17 protein-coding genes and 1 tRNA gene are annotated in these 17,607 nt (G+C 60.0%); 5 read left to right on the top strand and 13 right to left on the bottom strand.

The window, feature by feature from the left end; translation table 11 throughout:
• Position 1 precedes the first annotated feature (1 nt).
• From ACR3YK_RS12135 to ACR3YK_RS12090, 10 genes are all read right to left on the bottom strand, one after another.
• Positions 2-2,434, bottom strand: a complete 2,433-nt coding sequence (locus ACR3YK_RS12135; RefSeq protein ID WP_486175101.1) for a DEAD/DEAH box helicase — start codon at positions 2,432-2,434, stop codon at positions 2-4.
• 25 nt (positions 2,435-2,459) lie between these two features.
• Complete coding sequence (gene tatC / locus ACR3YK_RS12130) at positions 2,460-3,218, bottom strand: twin-arginine translocase subunit TatC (protein WP_486175100.1); 759 nt, start codon at positions 3,216-3,218, stop codon at positions 2,460-2,462.
• Positions 3,219-3,268: 50 nt separating this feature from the next.
• The gene (gene tatA, locus ACR3YK_RS12125) at positions 3,269-3,487 is read right to left on the bottom strand and encodes a Sec-independent protein translocase subunit TatA (protein ID WP_486175099.1); all 219 of its coding nucleotides are present in this window, start codon (positions 3,485-3,487) and stop codon (positions 3,269-3,271) included.
• Between the two features lie 79 nt (positions 3,488-3,566).
• Complete coding sequence (locus tag ACR3YK_RS12120; RefSeq protein WP_486175098.1) at positions 3,567-3,938, bottom strand: hypothetical protein; 372 nt, start codon at positions 3,936-3,938, stop codon at positions 3,567-3,569.
• Positions 3,939-4,286, bottom strand: coding sequence for a hypothetical protein (locus ACR3YK_RS12115; protein ID WP_486175097.1), 348 nt, complete (start codon positions 4,284-4,286; stop codon positions 3,939-3,941). It lies immediately after the preceding gene.
• 8 nt (positions 4,287-4,294) lie between these two features.
• Positions 4,295-5,278 carry a helix-turn-helix transcriptional regulator gene (locus ACR3YK_RS12110; protein WP_486175096.1) on the bottom strand — a complete coding sequence of 328 codons (984 nt, stop codon included), beginning with the start codon at positions 5,276-5,278 and terminating at the stop codon, positions 4,295-4,297.
• Positions 5,271-6,254 (bottom strand): helix-turn-helix transcriptional regulator, encoded by a 984-nt coding sequence (locus ACR3YK_RS12105; RefSeq protein ID WP_486175095.1) that lies wholly within the window; start codon positions 6,252-6,254, stop codon positions 5,271-5,273. Before ACR3YK_RS12105 ends, ACR3YK_RS12110 begins: the two co-directional genes overlap by 8 nt.
• A gap of 48 nt (positions 6,255-6,302) precedes the next feature.
• Positions 6,303-7,304, bottom strand: coding sequence for an FKBP-type peptidyl-prolyl cis-trans isomerase (locus tag ACR3YK_RS12100; protein WP_486175094.1), 1,002 nt, complete (start codon positions 7,302-7,304; stop codon positions 6,303-6,305).
• Between the two features lie 10 nt (positions 7,305-7,314).
• The gene (locus ACR3YK_RS12095) at positions 7,315-8,301 is read right to left on the bottom strand and encodes a tRNA (adenine-N1)-methyltransferase (RefSeq protein ID WP_486175093.1); all 987 of its coding nucleotides are present in this window, start codon (positions 8,299-8,301) and stop codon (positions 7,315-7,317) included.
• Positions 8,298-8,969, bottom strand: coding sequence for an HAD family hydrolase (locus ACR3YK_RS12090; RefSeq protein ID WP_486175092.1), 672 nt, complete (start codon positions 8,967-8,969; stop codon positions 8,298-8,300). The genes ACR3YK_RS12095 and ACR3YK_RS12090 overlap by 4 nt, the downstream gene beginning before the upstream one ends.
• 64 nt (positions 8,970-9,033) lie before the next feature.
• Here ACR3YK_RS12090 and ACR3YK_RS12085 point away from each other — a divergent pair, with 64 nt between their 5' ends.
• Positions 9,034-9,969 carry a proteasome assembly chaperone family protein gene (locus ACR3YK_RS12085; protein WP_486175091.1) on the top strand — a complete coding sequence of 312 codons (936 nt, stop codon included), beginning with the start codon at positions 9,034-9,036 and terminating at the stop codon, positions 9,967-9,969.
• A gap of 59 nt (positions 9,970-10,028) precedes the next feature.
• On the opposite strand, the gene ACR3YK_RS12080 is transcribed toward ACR3YK_RS12085, so the two are convergent.
• Together ACR3YK_RS12080 and ACR3YK_RS12075 are read right to left on the bottom strand one after the other, a co-directional pair.
• On the bottom strand, positions 10,029-10,880 hold the full coding sequence (locus ACR3YK_RS12080; protein WP_486175090.1) for an undecaprenyl-diphosphate phosphatase: 852 nt from the start codon (positions 10,878-10,880) through the stop codon (positions 10,029-10,031).
• 24 nt (positions 10,881-10,904) lie between these two features.
• Positions 10,905-12,236, bottom strand: a complete 1,332-nt coding sequence (locus ACR3YK_RS12075; protein WP_486175089.1) for a M20/M25/M40 family metallo-hydrolase — start codon at positions 12,234-12,236, stop codon at positions 10,905-10,907.
• A gap of 152 nt (positions 12,237-12,388) precedes the next feature.
• On the opposite strand from ACR3YK_RS12075, the gene ACR3YK_RS12070 reads away from it, so the two are divergent.
• The 4 genes from ACR3YK_RS12070 (at position 12,389) to ACR3YK_RS12055 (ending at position 16,793) form a co-directional block, all read left to right on the top strand.
• Positions 12,389-12,472 (top strand) — tRNA-Leu (locus ACR3YK_RS12070).
• Positions 12,473-12,704: 232 nt separating this feature from the next.
• Positions 12,705-13,271, top strand: a complete 567-nt coding sequence (locus ACR3YK_RS12065; protein WP_100389028.1) for a PadR family transcriptional regulator — start codon at positions 12,705-12,707, stop codon at positions 13,269-13,271.
• Between the two features lie 36 nt (positions 13,272-13,307).
• Positions 13,308-15,008 carry an ABC1 kinase family protein gene (locus ACR3YK_RS12060; RefSeq protein WP_486175088.1) on the top strand — a complete coding sequence of 567 codons (1,701 nt, stop codon included), beginning with the start codon at positions 13,308-13,310 and terminating at the stop codon, positions 15,006-15,008.
• Between the two features lie 267 nt (positions 15,009-15,275).
• Entirely contained in the window at positions 15,276-16,793 is a 1,518-nt protein-coding gene (locus ACR3YK_RS12055; RefSeq protein ID WP_486175087.1) for a SulP family inorganic anion transporter, read from the top strand.
• Between the two features lie 65 nt (positions 16,794-16,858).
• Here ACR3YK_RS12055 and ACR3YK_RS12050 read toward each other — a convergent pair whose 3' ends face one another.
• The gene (locus ACR3YK_RS12050) at positions 16,859-17,578 is read right to left on the bottom strand and encodes an endonuclease/exonuclease/phosphatase family protein (RefSeq protein WP_486176415.1); all 720 of its coding nucleotides are present in this window, start codon (positions 17,576-17,578) and stop codon (positions 16,859-16,861) included.
• Positions 17,579-17,607 lie beyond the last annotated feature (29 nt).

The following is a 17,607-nucleotide window of genomic DNA, read 5'->3' as shown; positions in this document are numbered from 1 at the left end:
CCTAAGCGACAGAGCTGTAGGCGACGATTCCACGACGGATGCCGTCTAGCGCTTTACGGGCAGTGCGTCCGACTTCCCCATCAGCAACCACGGACAACTGGTCGAGCAAATCGATTGCTTGTTTCGTGACGCGCACAAAGTCCCCTGCCGCCATGTCAGCGAGGTCGAGAACGGAATCGAGGCTCGCACCATTCGCCCAGCGATACATTGCGAGAGCGAGACCGGTGGCGAGCGGTTGACTGCCGGGAAGGCGGTTATCTTGTTCGAGATCGTCAAGCTGAGCCCACAGAGTGGAAGTTTTGTCGAAGGCCTCTCGGAACGCACCTCGAGGTAGGTAACGGTCGCCGAGGTCACCCTCATCGCGACGAGGCTCGTACACCAGGGTGGTAGCCATCGCCGCGAGCGAGGCAGCATCCAGTGTGTTCCAGAAGCCTTGGCGCAGCGATTCAGCGACGAGAAGATCGCGTTCGCCGTAGATGCGACGCAAGACGCGTCCGTGTTCGTTGAGGGTCATCTCGCCGTTCTTGCCCGGCTCAATGTATTCCAGCTGAGTGAGAACGTCGGTGACGCGGTCAAAAATCTTCGCGACAGCGCCCGTACGATTCTGAATCTGGCGGCTCAGTTGATCGGTTTCGCGCTTGAGGCGCCACCAGCGTTCGGCCCACCGCGCGTGGGCTTCTCGCTCTGGGCACGCGTGACAATCGTGCTTGCGCAGCTGGTTGCGCAGACTGCTCAGCTTGCGTTGACGTCGTTCGCGTTCGCCGCGGTGACCGGCGTCGCCTCGAGGCTGAGCTTTTTTCTCTAGATCAGTGAGTTCGCGGCGGATTCGTGAGTACTCTGCGAAATCGCCCACGTGGCATTCCATCGACTTCGCGTAGCCCTCGAGCGAGTTCTTTTGCGAACGAACCTTGCGCGCGAGGTCGACGACGGCACGGTCGGCTTGGAATTGCGCGAAGCTCGATTCTAGGATCTCGCGAGTATGTTCGCGGCCGAAGAGCTCAATGAGGTTGACCGCCATGTTATAGGTCGGTTTGAAGCTTGAGTTAAGCGGGTAGGTGCGGCGCGAGGCGAGCGACGCGACGGCTTGCGGATCGAGACCGTCGACCCATTGGATGACGGAGTGGCCTTCAATGTCGATGCCCCGTCGACCGGCGCGCCCGGTGAGTTGCGTGTATTCCCCCGGTGTGATCGGTACCCGCGCTTCGCCATTGAACTTCTCGAGTTTCTCAAGCACCACGGTGCGGGCTGGCATGTTGATGCCGAGCGCCAGCGTTTCCGTAGCGAAGACTGCTTTCACAAGCTTTCTTTGAAACAGTTCCTCGACTACCTCTTTGAAAGCGGGGAGAAGGCCGGCATGGTGGGCGGCAACGCCACGTTCAAGACCGCTGAGCCAGTCCCAATATCCGAGCACCGCCAGGTCTTCGTCAAGCAAAGTCCGACAGCGTGCTTCCACGATTTCGCGGATCTCATCGCGTTCCTCGGCTGTCGTCAGGCGAACGCCAGCGCGCAAGACCTGATTCACAGCCTGGTCACACCCCACGCGACTGAAAATAAAAAAGATGGCGGGAACAAGGTTTTTCGAGGAGAGCATGGCCACGACATCCGCGCGGTCCATTCGAGACCGCTGTGGGCGACCACCATAGGAGTTCTGGCGATTGCTCTTGCGGCGATTTCCGATCGATTGACTGCGGCCGCCGAAGCGGGCCATCTGGACGAGTTCAGGATTGACACGGTTGGTCGCGGCGAGCCCAGACGAATCGAAGAGGTCGATGAGCTTGGCGCCCACGAGTACGTGCTGTTCCAGAGGAACAGGGCGATCCTCGGAGACAATAACTTCAGTGTCGCCGCGCACAGCTTGGAGCCAGTCGCCGAACTCTTCGGCGTTCGATACTGTCGCGCTCAGCGACACCATCCGGACATCCTCGGGAAGGTGGATGATCACTTCCTCCCAGACAGCGCCACGGAAGCGGTCACCCAGAAAGTGAACCTCATCCATCACGACGGTGCTGAGGTTCGTCAAGAGGTCCGACTTCGCATAGAGCATGTTGCGAAGAACTTCGGTAGTCATCACCACAATGCGGGCGCCCGCATTCACATTGGTATCGCCCGTAAGAAGGCCGACTGCCTCGGGACCGTATTCACCAACGAGCTCTTGGAACTTCTGGTTGCTGAGAGCCTTCATCGGTGCGGTGTAGAAGACCTTGGGGCCATCCAGCTGCATCGCGCGGTAGATGGCGAACTCGGCAATGATCGTCTTTCCTGCCCCCGTGGGGGCGGCAACGAGCACGCTCTTGTCAGACTCGACGACCTCGCAGGCCGAGATCTGAAAAGCATCGAGGTCAAAGCGCTGACTAGCGCGAAAGGCTTCGAGTACTGGGTACCCCCGACGCTTCTTCGCCGCGGCGTACCGTTCGGCGGGAGACAGTTCACTCATTGACTACAGCCTAAGCGCTCAGAGTCTAGAGTTCGCTGCTCACGTCAGGGTCAATCAGCGCGGCGCGCTTAGCTGCCCGGCGATCGTGGATCCACGCAATGAAGGCTGCAATGAAGTACAGCATGATCATGGGGATCGCGAGCAGGAACATCGAGATGACGTCGGCAGCGGGAGTGGCAATTGCTGTGAAGACAGTGATCGTGAGCACAGCGATGCGCCACCCCTTGAGAATCGCAGCTGCCGAGAGCACACCGACGAGGTTCAGCAGTACTACGAACACGGGCAACACGAAAGCGATCCCTACCGAGAGAAGCAGCTTAACGATGAAGTCGTAGTAGTACTTTGCGTTCAGGTTGGACAAGTCTTGCTCGCCAGCGAAACCCAGCATCAGGGTGATGATGTTGGGCATGACATACCACCCGGCAGCGCAACCAGCGAGAAACAGAGGTATTGCGGTGGCCAAGAAACCGATGGCGTATTGCTTCTCTTTACGCACGAGGCCCGGAACCAGAAACGCCCACACTTGATAGAGCCAGACAGGGCTAGCGGCGACTATTGCCACGGTGAAAGCAATTTGCATTCGAATGTCGAATGCCTGGGTCACGGCGTCGTAATTGAGCGCTGCGCCGCGCCCCGAAGACTCCGCGATATTCGTAATGGGTGCGCGCAGGGCGTCAATGAAGAAGTCAGCGAAGACAAATCCGGCGATAGCAGTCACCACAATGGCAATTGCAGAGATAAATAGCCGCTTCTTGAGCTCTACGAGATGCGCACCGAGTGACATCCGCTCTTCACTCCGTGAACGCCACCTCCCGGTGCGAACTGCCATAGGAACTAAGGCTTAGGAGGAGTGTCGTTGCTCGAGTCCGACGGCGACTCGGCCGGAGCGTCAGAGCTGTTCTCATCCTTCATGGTCTTGACCTCGCTGCGGAAAATCCGCATCGACTGGCCGAGACTACGAGCAAGCCCGGGAAGCTTCGGTGCACCGAAGAGCAGGAGGATGACGACCAAGAGTATGACAAGGTGCCAACCGCTGAGAGCGTTGCCGAACATGGAGAACTTCCTTAAAGATCGAAGGCTGCGTAGGCCAATCATACCTAGGTTGATTGAGTTTGGGAGGCACAGTGGAGAGTTAGCGGGAGGGTCTTTTCTCGCGACTGAACTCACCATGAAACCACCGTCGGGGCTGGGGGCCGAAGCCAATCAAGACATAGTCGGACCGGGCGCGGTACTTCGGGTGATACAGAACGATCGCAGTTTTCTGCAGTAGCTGGGCATCCCCCGCGCTCACGATCGATTTCACGATGACGCGCTCAGTGCCTCCATTGTCGGTATAGCGCACCGTTATTCGGGGTAGCCGTCGACCACGGTGCTGGAGGTTGCTCTCTCCCACAGTTTGCGCTCCGGTGGTCAAAAGGAGCGCACGAATGGCGCGCCGCCGCATCCAGGTCGCAAACCACAACAGCGCGATCAGGATGAAGCCGGCGGCGAAAACCCAGCCCACCTACGACCAGCCCTGAGGCCACTGCATGATCGACGCATCGCGTCGTGTGATCGTTTTTCCGCGCGCGAGGCGCCGTGCTCGCCGAGCTTCCTTGAGCTCGAGACGCCGGCGTCGCTGGGTCTCGTGTCGGTCGCGAATCTCTGCCATCTCAGTGAGGATCGCGATCTGAGGCTTCGAAAGCTTCTCTGATTCCACGTGGAGAATTGCGGTCTTGTCTACGACATCCGAGAGGTCGCTCATCAACGTCATTGCTTTGCGGAACAGCACCCACGCCATGACCACGAGCATGATCAGAAGAGCGAGCACAAGACCCGCCCAGATCAACAGCCATCCCCACCACGCAATCACGCCGTCACCTACTGCTCTTCTGCATACTGCTCGGCGCCAGCCTGTGCCCACCGTGCCACTGCTTCGCGAGCTTCCGGAGGTGAGACAACCGTCACGACACCCGGAAGGCCAGCGATGAGACGCTTGAGCCCGTGAAAATGAGGAACGCGAACGGTAGTGCGCACGCGATCTCCGACAGCAACGCGTGGCGCATCATCGGTGACATAGTCCCCCAGCAGCCCAATGGCGCTGGGTACAACCTCGATGCCGACCTCGATATCTTCCTCTGACGTGTCAAAGAGCGTCTCGGGAAGATTCACATCCCCTGCAGTGCGCGTGATGGGTTCGGAGGTCATCGCGGGTTGCGAGATGCGGTCAAGCCGGAAGGTGCGCACGTCTTCGCGGGAATGACACCACCCGCGTACGTACCAGTCGGCATCCACAGATTCAACGCGGAGCGGGTCGATGCGTCGACGTTCAGACTCGCCGCGCGAATTGCGGTAATCGAATTCGATCTGGGTGCCCGCGGCAACAGATTCGCGGATGAGGGCCAGCGTTTCGTCGAGCGCGCTCGATTCCACCGCTACCGCTGTCGGTGCCGCCGAGGCGCCCCGGGACAACTTGGCGGTGAGCGTGGCGATGGCTTCGCGATCCGCATGTTCGGGCAGGCTCGAAAGGTACTGCAAGCCGGCAATGAGAGCGGATGCTTCGCGCGCGGAAAAACGCGGGGAATCATCGATCGCAACCATGTGCGTCAACACGATCTGATCGTTGTCTTCAAAGTCATCCCACGCGATGTCGAAGAGGTCCCCCGCTTGATAGGTCGCGGTATCCCCGGGAATCCCGGAGACTGCGATCAACCGAACAGCATCGCGAATGTGTTGCGCGGGAACGCCGAAGTGTTTAGCGGCATCTGCAACGCTGACCCGGTCGCGATCCATCAGGTACGGCACGAGAGCGAGCAGAAAGACCAATTTGTCTTGCGCGCGCAGCGGCGGAGGTTTATTAGCCATGGTCTGCCACCGTTCTCGTGAGGCGGTCGATTACTGCGGAACGCAATTCGGGCGGAGAGATCGCGGCGACCTCGGGACCGAAGCTAGCAAGTTCATCCGCGAAGATATTGAGATCGGTGAAGTTCACTTCGAGGTGGCAATCCGGGTGCATCACAGCGCCGCGACGTTTGCCTAGTCGAGTGGCCGCGTCAGTACCCGGCTCGACACGCAGAAGCGCAACGTTCGACTGCCACACCTTTTCCAGCCCGGCGAGGGCTTGCGCCGTTGCATCATCGGTGGCGTAATCGAAAGTTTTTTTGGTGCGCTGGATGCCGCTCACCATGCGTCGAAGCAAGAATGTCTTGAAGGTGTCCGTTGCGGGATCTTTCGCGTACAGGTGCCACCGCCCTTGATGTTGCACCAGCGCGAGTGGTGCCACTAGACGCGTCGTCGAGGTCTGCTCTCCCGGCTTCAGATACTCGAAGTTCACGAGAACGCGGCGGTCCATAGCTTCGCGCAGTGGCTCGAACGCCTCGTCACGGACGCGTACGTGGGGTGCGTAGCTCAGAACAGGCTCCGCGGTCTCGATGCCAAGCGACCGCAGTTTCACGATGGCCCGACGGGAGCCCTCAGAGAGCGATCCTTCACGCCACACCATTGCCGCGAGACTAAGAAGTGTCGACTCTTCTGCTGAGAAGGCGATGTCGTCGGGAAGCTCGTAATCTACGCGCGGGATGCGGTAGCGAAGGTTCTGGTTGTTACCCGCTTGCTCGGGTGGCTCGATCGTTTCGAGCGGCACCCCGAGCTCACGAATGTCGTCTTTGTCGCGTTCGAACTGTCGCTCAAGATTGGCGTTGTCACCGGAGTGTACGAACCGTTGGCGGTAGCCCTGCACGGTCGACAGTATCTCGCTCTTGGTGAGTCCATTTTCGGTCGAGAGCAACGCCAAAACGAGGCTGAAGAGCCGTTCTTCGTTGGGAACTTTCGGTGCTGGCACGAGTCAAATCCTTTTGTCTCTGACACCCGGCCGTGTCGTAGGTAACAGTTACTGCGTTTGAATTCCGAGGATGTCGAACACAAAGACCAAAGTGGACCCGCTCGTGACGCCGTTGGGCTCTGTCCCTGGGGCGAAGCCCACATCCGGAGGTAGTACTACGAGAACCTGGGAGCCGACCGTCTGCCCGATCAAGGCTTCAGCGAGCCCGGGCGGCAGGCCCGTGTCTGTCGTGGCCGTGCTTTCAACCACAAAGGTGCCGGGAACCCCCGAGTCCTCCCAGCTGTTCGTGAAGGTAGCGTCGGCACCCCATTCGATGCCGCTGACGTGCATAATTGCGGCATCACCTTCTTCAATCTCTTCGCCCGACCCAACCTTTAGCGCGGCAAACTGAAGCTCGCTCGGCGCATCCCCAGTGGGAAACGTGAAGCCAGGCTGGCCGTTGGGCGCCAGCACAATGGCTGGAAGTCCAGCGGGCGCGGGCGAGCTAACTCCCTCCGCTTTGCCTGGCAGGCGCGACTCAACATCGCTCACCATGACGATCGCGTCATCGTCGGAGAGAGGGAGCTGGTTCTGCGTGATGTTCTCAGCGCCCAGAATATCGCCGGCTGCCCCCACTGTTACGATTCGCGAGCCAACAGTGGAGCATTGCGCGATCTCGCCAAAAATCGGCTCACGTTCCGTTACCGGCACACGAAGTCCCGCTGTGTCATGCCCTGTGGAGATGAGCTGAGCACCGGTTGCTGCGTCGTAAATCGTGATCTGAAGTGTGGCGACGTCCCCGGCGCTGACTTCTTCGCCGTCGCCAGCGGTGACGATGGAACTCTCGAGCTCAGAGGCAACGAGAGGCGTCGGGAAGTCTGCTTCGGGGTCCGCGCTGAACTCACCCGTGGTGGTGACCAACGCGGTGTTGCCTCCACCGCTGTAGATCGGAGTGCAGTCCGCGAAACTCAACGGACCATTGGCGCACCCGGCCAATGAAACAACAACTCCGGCACTCACGGCCACTACTGCAAGCTTGCGCACAAACACTCTTTTCATCGACACAGACATCGTCAACACTCTACCGGTCAGTCGTCGCGGCATCGGCCGCCTTTTTCGCTTCGCGTGCGGTCTTTCGCAGGCGTTTGGCGCTGGAGTTGCGTTCGCCTAGTGCCCCGGGAGTCCACGCCTCAACATCCTCGTCCTTGAAGTCCGACTTCGAAGCGCGCCGCTTGAGCTCGGGAAGCACGGAACCGGGCGCGAGACGGCGGGCCGTCATCAAGAAACCGGTGTGCGCCACCATGCGGTGATCGGGGCGAACAGCCAAGCCTTCGACGTGCCAGCCCCGCACCATGGTTTCGTTGGAATCAGGCTCGGTGAACAGCCCCGTCGCACGAATCGCTTCCGCCACGCGCGACAGTTGGGTCACGGTCGCGATATAGCAGAGCAGCACCCCACCAGGAGTGAGCGCTTCAGCGCATTCTTCGATGCATTCCCACGGGGCGAGCATGTCGAGCACAACGCGGTCGACCGAACCCGGCTCAACGGATGCTGGCAGCTGCTCTTGAAGGTCACCGACGGTGACTGACCAGTTGTCGGGTTTCGCGCCCAAGAACGCCTGAACGTTGGACTGAGCGATTTCAGAAAACTCTTCGCGACGTTCGAACGAGTTGAGCGTGCCGCTTGGTCCGATGGCGCGCAGCAGCCACAGCGATAACGCACCGGAACCCACGCCGGCCTCGACGACATGAGCACCGGGGAAGATGTCGGCTTGGCCGATGATCTGCGCTGCGTCCTTCGGGTAGATGATCGCAGCACCGCGCGGCATCGACATCACGAAATCGGTGAGCAGCGGCCGCATCGCCAAATATTCGATATCGTTCGTGCTGACGACGACACTGGCATCCGGCTGTCCGATAATCAGATCGTGGCTCAGCACGCCGCGGTGCGTATGGAATGCTCCCCCAGCTTCCAACGTCACGGTATTGAGCCGGCCCTTCGGACCAGTAAGTTGAACGCGGTCTCCCTCGCGAAAGGGGCCGCTCTGTCGTCGGACTACGTCGCTCATTGCGTGGATACCTTTGCGTGAAGTTCGGAGAGATGCTTGAGAGTCCGCCCTTCGAGAGTTGGCCACAGAACGTGGGTCTTCTCTTCGGGAATGTCCACCATGAACGGAACGCCGACGACGGTGGCACCGGAGGCGAATGCTGATGTTGCGCCGGGGGGAGAATCTTCGATCGCTACGCAATCCGTGATGTCAACCCCCAGAGCATCCGCGCCCCGGTAGTACGGCTGCGGATGAGGCTTAGCGTGTTGCACATCATCGCCAGAAATTACGGCATCAAAGCCGTCGAAGCCGAGATTCTCGACGACATGGTGGGCCATGCGACCGATCGACATCGTGACGAGAGCGGTCGGGACTCCCGATTCACGCAGCTCCGTGAGCAGCTCGCGCGCACCCGGGCGCCAGGGGATACCAAATTCTTTGAGCTGAGCCATCACAGTGTCGGTGAGTCGATCAACGATCACCTGTGCGTCGAGGGTCACACTCTTCGTTTGCATAAAGCGTGCAGAGTCCAAGAGGCCCTTTCCCACGCACGACATTGCGTCGTCGTGGGTCCATTCACCGCCAAAAGACAGAACGACCTCTTTCTCGGCCGAAACCCAATACGGTTCTGAATCGATGAGCGTGCCGTCCATGTCCCACAGGACGGCCGCTGGAGTGGAGTGAGTCACAACGCACCATCGTAGTTCTATCCTTGACTAAGCGACATTCGTGGCACTCACCCGAAGGAGACCTGTGACTAACACCCCATTTGCGAACGGACGGCTCCTCGTCGTTGCCTTCGAGGGGTGGAATGACGCCGGCGAAGCGGCCAGTGGCGCCGTGCGATTGCTCAAGGAGCAGCTCGACGTTTATCCCGTCTCTGAGGTCGACCCTGAAGAGTACTTCGATTACCAGTTCAATCGCCCTGTGCTTTCGCACGATGACGATGGTAATCGGGTTCTCACGTGGCCCTCGGTAACCATGTACGGTCCGTCGCGACCCAATTCCGCTCGTCCCCAGAGCATTGCGGCGGATGCGGAACTGCAGCTGAGCGGGAACAACCAGTCGAACATTTACTTGCTACTCGGCACTGAACCGTCGCGTTCCTGGAAGGCATTTGCGCGCGACATCCTCGAAACCGTCGTGGATAACGGAATTACCTCGATCGTCTTTCTCGGCGCAATGCTCGCGGACGTGCCTCACACACGGCCGATTTCGGTCTTCACCTCGAGCGAGAACGCTGGCGTTCGCACGGCTCTCGGTATTGAGCGCAGTACGTATGAAGGGCCCGTCGGCATCCTGTCGGTATTGGGGCAGGCGGCAGAAGCCAGCGGCATCACCACGATGTCGATCTGGGCATCCGTGCCGCACTACGTGCACAACGCTCCGTCACCCAAGGCCACGCTCGCGCTCATCGACAAGCTTGAAGAGATCGTGGATGTCGTGATCCCGCGCGGCGAGCTCGTCACCGACGCCGCGGATTGGGAAACCGGCATCGATGCTCTTGCCGGTGAAGACGAAGACATGTCGTCGTATATCGAGCAGTTAGAGAAAGCCCGCGACACCGTCGATTCGCCGGAAGCCAGTGGCGAAGCGATCGCTCACGAGTTTGAAAAGTACCTCCGTCGTGGCGACGACAAGCCCGACCAGGGTGCCGCTGGTGACGAACCGTGGCGGGGCAAGGACTAACGCCACCCTGACGATCGTTCGTTGCTGAGCCCTCAGTCTCTGAGCAACGATCGTGGCGACTAGACGGGCTGGATGACGCCGAGCGACAACAGCACGAAGAGCGCGACGCCTAGAACAACGCGATAAATTACGAACGGCAAGAACGACCGCTTCTCGATATAGCGCATGAGGGCTGCAATCACGACATAGCCGACGACGAACGCAATCACTGTGGCGACGGCGGTTTCGGCGTAAGTGAAAACCTGAGCTGGTTCACCGAAGCTGTGCACGAGTTCGTAGAGCCCGCTGCCGAATACCGCGGGGATTGCGAGCAAGAATCCGAACCTAGCTGCCGCGGGCCGCGTGTAGCCGAGCGCGAGACCTGCCGTCATCGTCGATCCCGAGCGCGATACGCCAGGAACCAGCGCGAGCATCTGTGCGAGGCCAATCGTGATGCCGTGGCCGTACGTCATCTCTTCGAGTGCACGAGTGCGCTTTCCGAGGTAGTCAGCGATTCCCAAGATGATGCCGAAGACAATCAGCACGGTTGCGACGAGCCACAGCGAACGGAACGTCGAACGGATGTATTCCTGAGCGAAATAGCCCACGAGAACGATGGGGATGGTTCCGAGAATCACGAGCCAGCCGAGGCGAACATCCGGATGGTTCTTGTCGATTACTTCGCCGTGAGCGCCGCCGCTACTGCGGAACTGCTGAAACCAGCGGCTCAGAATGCGTGCAATGTCCTTGCGGAAGTAGAGGATGACGGCGAGCTCGGTGCCCAACTGGGTGATTGCCGTGAATGTCGCGCCGGGGTCGCTCGCAGAGGGCAAAAACTCGCCCATAATGCGCAGATGGGCGCTCGAGGAGATGGGAAGAAACTCCGTGAGGCCCTGAACAAGCCCGAGAATAATGGCCTCGATAAAACCCATGGAGCGCTCCCGATCAGCTAAGAACTAGTACTTGAGAAGCAGGTCTCCCAAGACCTGCCTGCCAAAGACTAGTGCGTCGAGCGGCACCCGCTCATCAACGCCGTGGAACATCCCCGGAAAGTCGATTTCCGGCGGCAGCTGGAGAGGCGCAAAACCGTAGCCCGTGATGTCGAGCAGCTTGAGGGCTTTGTTGTCGGTGCCACCCGACATCAAGTACGGCAGCACGGGAGCTCCGGGGTCGAAGACTCCCAAGCTGTTGACCATCGCGTCGACCAGAGGGCCGTCAAAACTGGTTTCGAGCCCGATGTCGCGGTGCATCATCTCGATCTCGATCTCATCCGGCAGCAGCGCACGCACTTGGGCGAGCACCTCATCCTCTTCGCCAGGAAGCGTGCGGATATCAACGAGCGCTTCAGCGACGTCGGGAATCACGTTGTGCTTGTAGCCAGCATTCAGCAGTGTGGGGTTGCTGGTCGTGCGCAAAGTGGCTTGCAGGAAGCCGGAAGCGGTGCCCGTAGCGAGAATCAGCTGGTCGGGGCCGACCTCTTCGGGATCAATCTTGAGAATGCGTGAGAGCTCAGCGATGAGAAGCGTCGTGGTGTCAGTGAGGCGAACCGGCCATTCCTGACGGCCAATGATCGCGATTGCTTCGGCGAGTTTAGTGACCGCGTTGTCGCTGATGACGCGCGAACCATGGGCAGCCATGCCGCGGGCGGTCAGCTTGATCCACATGAGCGCCTTCTCTCCCGTTTGCAAGAGATAAGCGCGCTGGCCGTGAAGATCGACCGAGTAGCCGCCCACTTCGCTGATGGCTTCTGTTGCACCCGCAAAAATTTCGGGGTGCTTCTGAACCATGAAGTGTGACCCGTATTCGCCGCCATTTTCTTCGTCAGCGAAGAACGCGATCGTGAGGTCGCGAGCGGGGCGCTTGCCGGCGCCCAGAATGTCGCCGAGAGCGGTGACGATCATGGAATCCATGTTTTTCATGTCGACCGCGCCACGGCCCCACAGAAGGCCGTCTTGAATGACTCCCCCGAACGGATCGACGGACCAGTTCTTGGGATCTGCAGGCACCACGTCGGTGTGGCCGTGCAGAATCAGTCCGGGGCGCTCGGCGGCATGAGGGGCTGATGACTCGGTGTCGTAGCTGCCCTCGACCTTGGCGATCACCGTGGTGCGACCCTCAGCGGCGTTGAAGTACTGGGTGGTGAGACCCATGTCTTCGAGCAGCGCGCCCAAGTATTCGGCGGCTACCGTCTCGCCGTTCGAACGACCCTCCCCGTAGTTGGAAGTATCAAATCGGATGAGATCTTGCGCGATGCGCGCGGTGCGCTCAAGTTCTGGCTCAGAAGTCATAAGGCCACGCTAGCCGTCTCGTCAGCAAAAATCTGCACGCCACGGCAGGCGAAAAAGGGCTTCGCTGGGGTCATGAAAGCGATGTGTGTTTTGGTACTCAAAAAGGGTGCTATTCTCTTATCTCGGCGGTGCTCCTTGAGCGCCGCAGATGCGCGCGGATGGCGGAATTGGTAGACGCGCTAGCTTGAGGTGCTAGTGCCCGAAAGGGCGTGGGGGTTCAAGTCCCCCTTCGCGCACAGCGAATGATTCGGACACCGAATCAGTAAAAAAAAGTAGAGGCCGACAATCAGATTTATCTGGTTGCCGGCCTTTACTTGCTTAAGCCGTTCGTGCGAGTTTTTTCGCAATCAAGCCTCTTTTGCTTGGCTGCTAGTTGGCTGGGATCCTCACGATCGTGAAAGTTAGCGATGTATCGTTAGCTATCGGCAGGGCCGCTTGTGCCCCGCATCCACCGATTGGAGGATCAGCATGAATAACTCATTCGGAACCAGTGGCCACAACTCGCGCCGCTCCTTCTCTGACGCTTTTGACACGGCCGGTCAGGGCCTGTGGGACGCGCTCGATAACGTGCGCTCAGAATTCGAACGTCGCGTAGCACCGCGCATGGGCCGTGGAGACGTTCGCGTCGCCATCCTGTCGCTGCTCGCCGAAGAGTCGATGCACGGCTACCAGATCATTCGCGAGATCGACAAGCGCAGCAACGGTGCGTGGAAGCCCAGCCCCGGCTCGGTTTACCCCACACTGCAGTTGCTCGCCGACGAGGGACTGATCGAAGCTCACGAGGCTGAAGGTAAGAAGACCTACACGCTCACCGAGAAGGGTCATGACGAGGCCCAGGCTGCTCGGCCCGCTCCGTGGAAAGACGCGGACACGCAGGGAACGACCCGGCCCACAGCTCTCCCCCGTTCCGCAGCCAAACTCGCGGAAGCAGTCGTGCCGATTATGCGCACCGGCACCCCAGAGCAGATCGATGACGCCATCACGATCATTGATGATGCGCGACGTAAGCTGTACGCAATTCTCGCTCAGGACTGATCGGACCCGCCGCACCGTCGGCTCAAGGGAGATGTAATGACCGACACCCGACAGCTGCGCGCCCGCTACCGGCGGATTCTGCGCTTCGCTGCCCGGTACATGGTTCTGGAGTGGTGGTTCGAGCTTGTCCTGCCGCGCTTCGGGCTGGAGCGGATCGCCGCTCGGCGTCGTCTTGCTCGTGCGGCTCACATCGCGCGCAACTTTCACGGGCTAGCCGTTGATCTCGGCGGTCTCATGATCAAGGTCGGCCAGTTCATGTCATCGCGCCTCGACGTACTGCCGGGTGAAATCACGCGCGAACTTGAGGGACTGCAGGACGAAGTGCCGGCTGTCGACTTCGCGCTGATCAGAGAGAGCGCCGAGCGCGAGCTGGGCTTGCCGCTGGAGCGCGCCTTCGCGCGGTTTGATCCCACGCCGGTTGCTGCGGCATCCTTCGGTCAAGTGCACCGTGCCCGCTTGACGGATGCCGAGGCCAGTGACGTCGGTTTTGCGGATGTCGTCGTGAAAGTGCAGCGACCAGGGATCGCCGACATCATCGACGTCGACCTCGCCGCGCTGCGCCGCGTTGCAGCCTGGCTGAGCCGTGTGCGCTTCGTGTCGAGCAGAGTAGATCTCCCCGCGCTGCTGGAAGAGTTCGCGATCATCAGTCTGCGCGAAATTGACTATCTCAATGAGGGCAGCAACGCCGAACGTTTCGCCGAAAACTTCGCTGATGATGCGCGAGTGCAGGCACCCGAGGTGGTGTGGGAGCGCTCGACTCGACGCATCCTGACCCTCGCTGATGCCACCGCTATCAAGATCAACGATCATGAGCGACTGCGTGCAGCGGGAATTGATCCCGCAGAAGTTGCTGATGAACTGTCGCGGGCAATGTTCGAACAGCTCTTCATGCACCGGTTCTTTCACGCTGACCCGCATCCGGGCAATATCTTTGTGACACCGGCCGATCCGCAGCGCGCCGATTCCTCGACGCCCGAGTGGACGCTCACGTTCATCGACTTTGGGATGATGGGCGAGGTTCCCGAGAACCTCAGCCGCGGCCTTCAGCGCCTCATCATTGCTGCGGCAGCGCGCGACGCCCCGGGACTTGTCGCCAGCGTGCGCGACATGGGCATCCTGCTGCGCACAGCGGAGACGGCGCCGCTCGAACGAGCCATGGGCGAGCTCTTCGATCGTTTCGGTGGCATGGGCTTCACCGAACTGCAGCAGGTTGACCCTCAAGAGTTCCGTGCGTTCGGTAACGAATTCAGTGAAGTCGTGCGCACGATGCCGTTCCAGCTACCCGAAAACTTTCTGCTGATCATCCGGGCGGTCTCAGTCACGTCGGGTGTCGCGAGCGACCTCAACCCCGCTTACAACGTGTGGACCGCGATCGAACCGTTTGCGGCACGACTAGCGCGAGACGAAGGCGGCGGCACCGTACGGGAGTTCGCCACACAGGCGCTTGCCTCCGCCGGCCTCATTCTTCGCTTACCGCAACAACTCGAGAGTGTCGCAACGCTCATGCAGCGCGGCCAGCTGGCGGTCGAGACGCCCAGTGCCGATAAGCGACTTCGGGCAATCGAACAGCTCGTGCGTCGGGTGCTGTCTGCCATCCTCTTCACCGCACTCCTCATTGGCGGTATCTTGTTGCGCCCTACCGACCCCACGGTGGGGCTCGTTCTCATGATCGCCTCCGTGTTGCCGCTGGCTCACGCACTCTTCGCCGGAGTCTTCGCTCGAAACCGCCTCTTCTAGCCGATCAGCCAGATCGCCCCGCACGTGTATTGGGCGTGTGCTGGGCGTGTACTGCACTGGCTGGGAGTCACCCATGAATCTGCGTGATCGGCTATCGTGGAAAAAGGTTCGCGCTCTTGTGCTGCCAACCACCCTTGTCTAGTCGGAGAACAGCCGACTCGTAGTCGGCAGTGTTGCTGGCGTATAGCCGTGCCGGATAACCAGGTGCTCGGCTCACATCACATCGTCAGTCGCGCATTCTCGCGGCTCCTTTAGTAGGAGAACCTCATGGCCATCACGCAAGCAAATCGCGCCGATCGTTATCGTGCGGAGCCGTCCGTCATGACGGCCCTCCGCACTCCCCGCATCCTCACTCGTGAAGTACTTGCCGGGCTTGTGGTGGCACTCGCGCTGATCCCCGAGGCAATCTCGTTCTCGATCATCGCCGGAGTCGACCCCCGGGTTGGCTTGTTCTCCTCGTTCGTGATGGCCATCTCCATCGCATTCCTTGGTGGACGTCCGGCCATGATCACCGCCGCCACGGGAGCCATCGCTCTTGTCGTAGCCCCGGTCGCTCGTGAGTTCGGCATGGACTACCTGATCGCCACCGTCATCCTGGGTGGGCTGCTTCAAGTCTTGCTTGGCGTATTGGGTGTCGCAAAGCTCATGCGCTTCATTCCGCGCAGCGTGATGCTCGGCTTCGTCAATTCGCTCGCCATCCTCATTTTCATGGCTCAGCTCGAGCACCTCTTCCACGTGCCGTGGATGGTGTACCCGCTCGTAGCAGTCGGGCTCGTAATCATGGTGCTGATGCCACGCTTCACCAAAGTGATCCCCGCGCCTCTCGTAGCTATCGTGCTGTTGACGATTGTTACCGTCACCTTCGCCATCGCGGTCCCGACCGTCGGCGATCAGGGCGAACTCCCCCGCAGCCTGCCCGAGCTGTTCATCCCTAACGTTCCATTGACGTGGGAGACGCTGCAGATCATTGGCCCGTTCGCTATCGCGATGGCACTCGTTGGTCTTCTGGAATCGCTGTTGACCGCCAAGCTCGTGGATGACATCACCGACACCCACTCGCGCAAAACCCGCGAAGCCTGGGGCCAAGGTGTTGCCAACGTACTCTCCGGCCTGTTCGGCGGAATGGGCGGTTGCGCAATGATCGGCCAGACGATGATCAACGTGAAGGCTTCGGGTGCTCGCACGCGTATCTCGACGTTCCTCGCGGGTGTCTTCCTGCTCATCCTTGTCGTCGTTCTAGGCGATGTCGTTGCGATCATCCCCATGGCGGCCCTCGTCGCCGTCATGATCATCGTGGCTGTCTCGACCTTCAACTGGCACAGTGTGAGCTGGCCCACGCTCAAGCGCATGCCGAAGAGCGAGACGACCGTCATGGTCGCGACCGTGATCGTCGTGGTCGCCACCGAAAACCTCGCGATCGGCGTTCTTGTCGGCGTCGTCGTTGCCATGGTCGCCTTCGCACGTCGAGTGGCTCACTTCGCCACTGTCGAGCGCACGCTCCCCGAAGACGAAGCAGTGCCGACCGCGTACTACCGCGTCAATGGCGAACTTTTCTTCGCTTCGAGCAACGACCTCACCACCCAGTTCGAGTACACGGATGACCCCGACCGCGTGATTATCGACATGTCGAACTCGCACATCTGGGATGCCTCGACGGTGGCCGCGCTCGACGCGATTACGACAAAGTACGAGCGCCTCGAGAAGCGCGTGATCCTGATCGGCATGAACGAAGCCAGCCAGTACATGCACGAGCGTCTCGCGGGCAACCTAGGCGGCGAAGGCTAGCTAGCCACACCACAGGCTCACAATAACGAAGAGGGGCGCAGCGAAAGCTGCGCCCCTCTTCGTCGTTAGTTAGAGAATGTCTCGGCGGGCGACACCGTGGACTTATGCGTATTGGTGGAGCCGTAAGACGCGGTTACCAAGATCGGCAAGTGGTCCGAGGAACCGCGCGGCATCGTTTCTACGCCTTCGATGGTGAACCCTTGAGAGGTGACGAAATCGAAATGGCCGCGAAAGAACTTGTAGTTGGTATAAGTGGTGCGGTCGCTCAGAGACAGGTCATAGCCGGTTTTGTTGACGCGCTGAGTAAGCCCATCTTTGAAGAGCGGATAGTTGTAGTCGCCGAGCATCAGCATGGGCGCACCCGCGCCAAGCTCGGCGAGCATTCCGTGGGCGGCCTTGATCTGGTTGCGGCGCAGCGAATTGAGTGCCGTGAGCGGTGCCGCATGGAATGACGCGACAACAAGCTCATGCCCCGTCTCGCGATCCACGAGTTGGGAGCCGACGAGGCGTTCCGTCGTGGGCGTGAAAACCCGGTCGTGAAGCGACTTCTTGAGTTCGAATGCCTGGCTCTTGCGATGCTCATAGCGGTCGCGACGGTAGTACACCGCGAGCCCTAGACGATTATTTTTTGTGGAGTCAGCGAGATGCAAGTTGCCGATTTCTTCGGGCAGCTGGGTGGAGATCGCTTCTTGGAGGCACAGCACGTCGAGGTCGGGGGTCTGCGAGAGAGCTTCGAGCTCCGACGCCGCCTTGTGCTTGCGGAGGTTGTAGCTAATTGCGCGAATCACGAACCGATAACCCTCTTTCTTAAGAG

Source organism: Salinibacterium sp. 10G20-15 (genome assembly GCF_057365065.1).
Note: the sequence above shows the minus strand (reverse complement) of the source record. Positions and strands in the feature narration are given on the sequence as shown.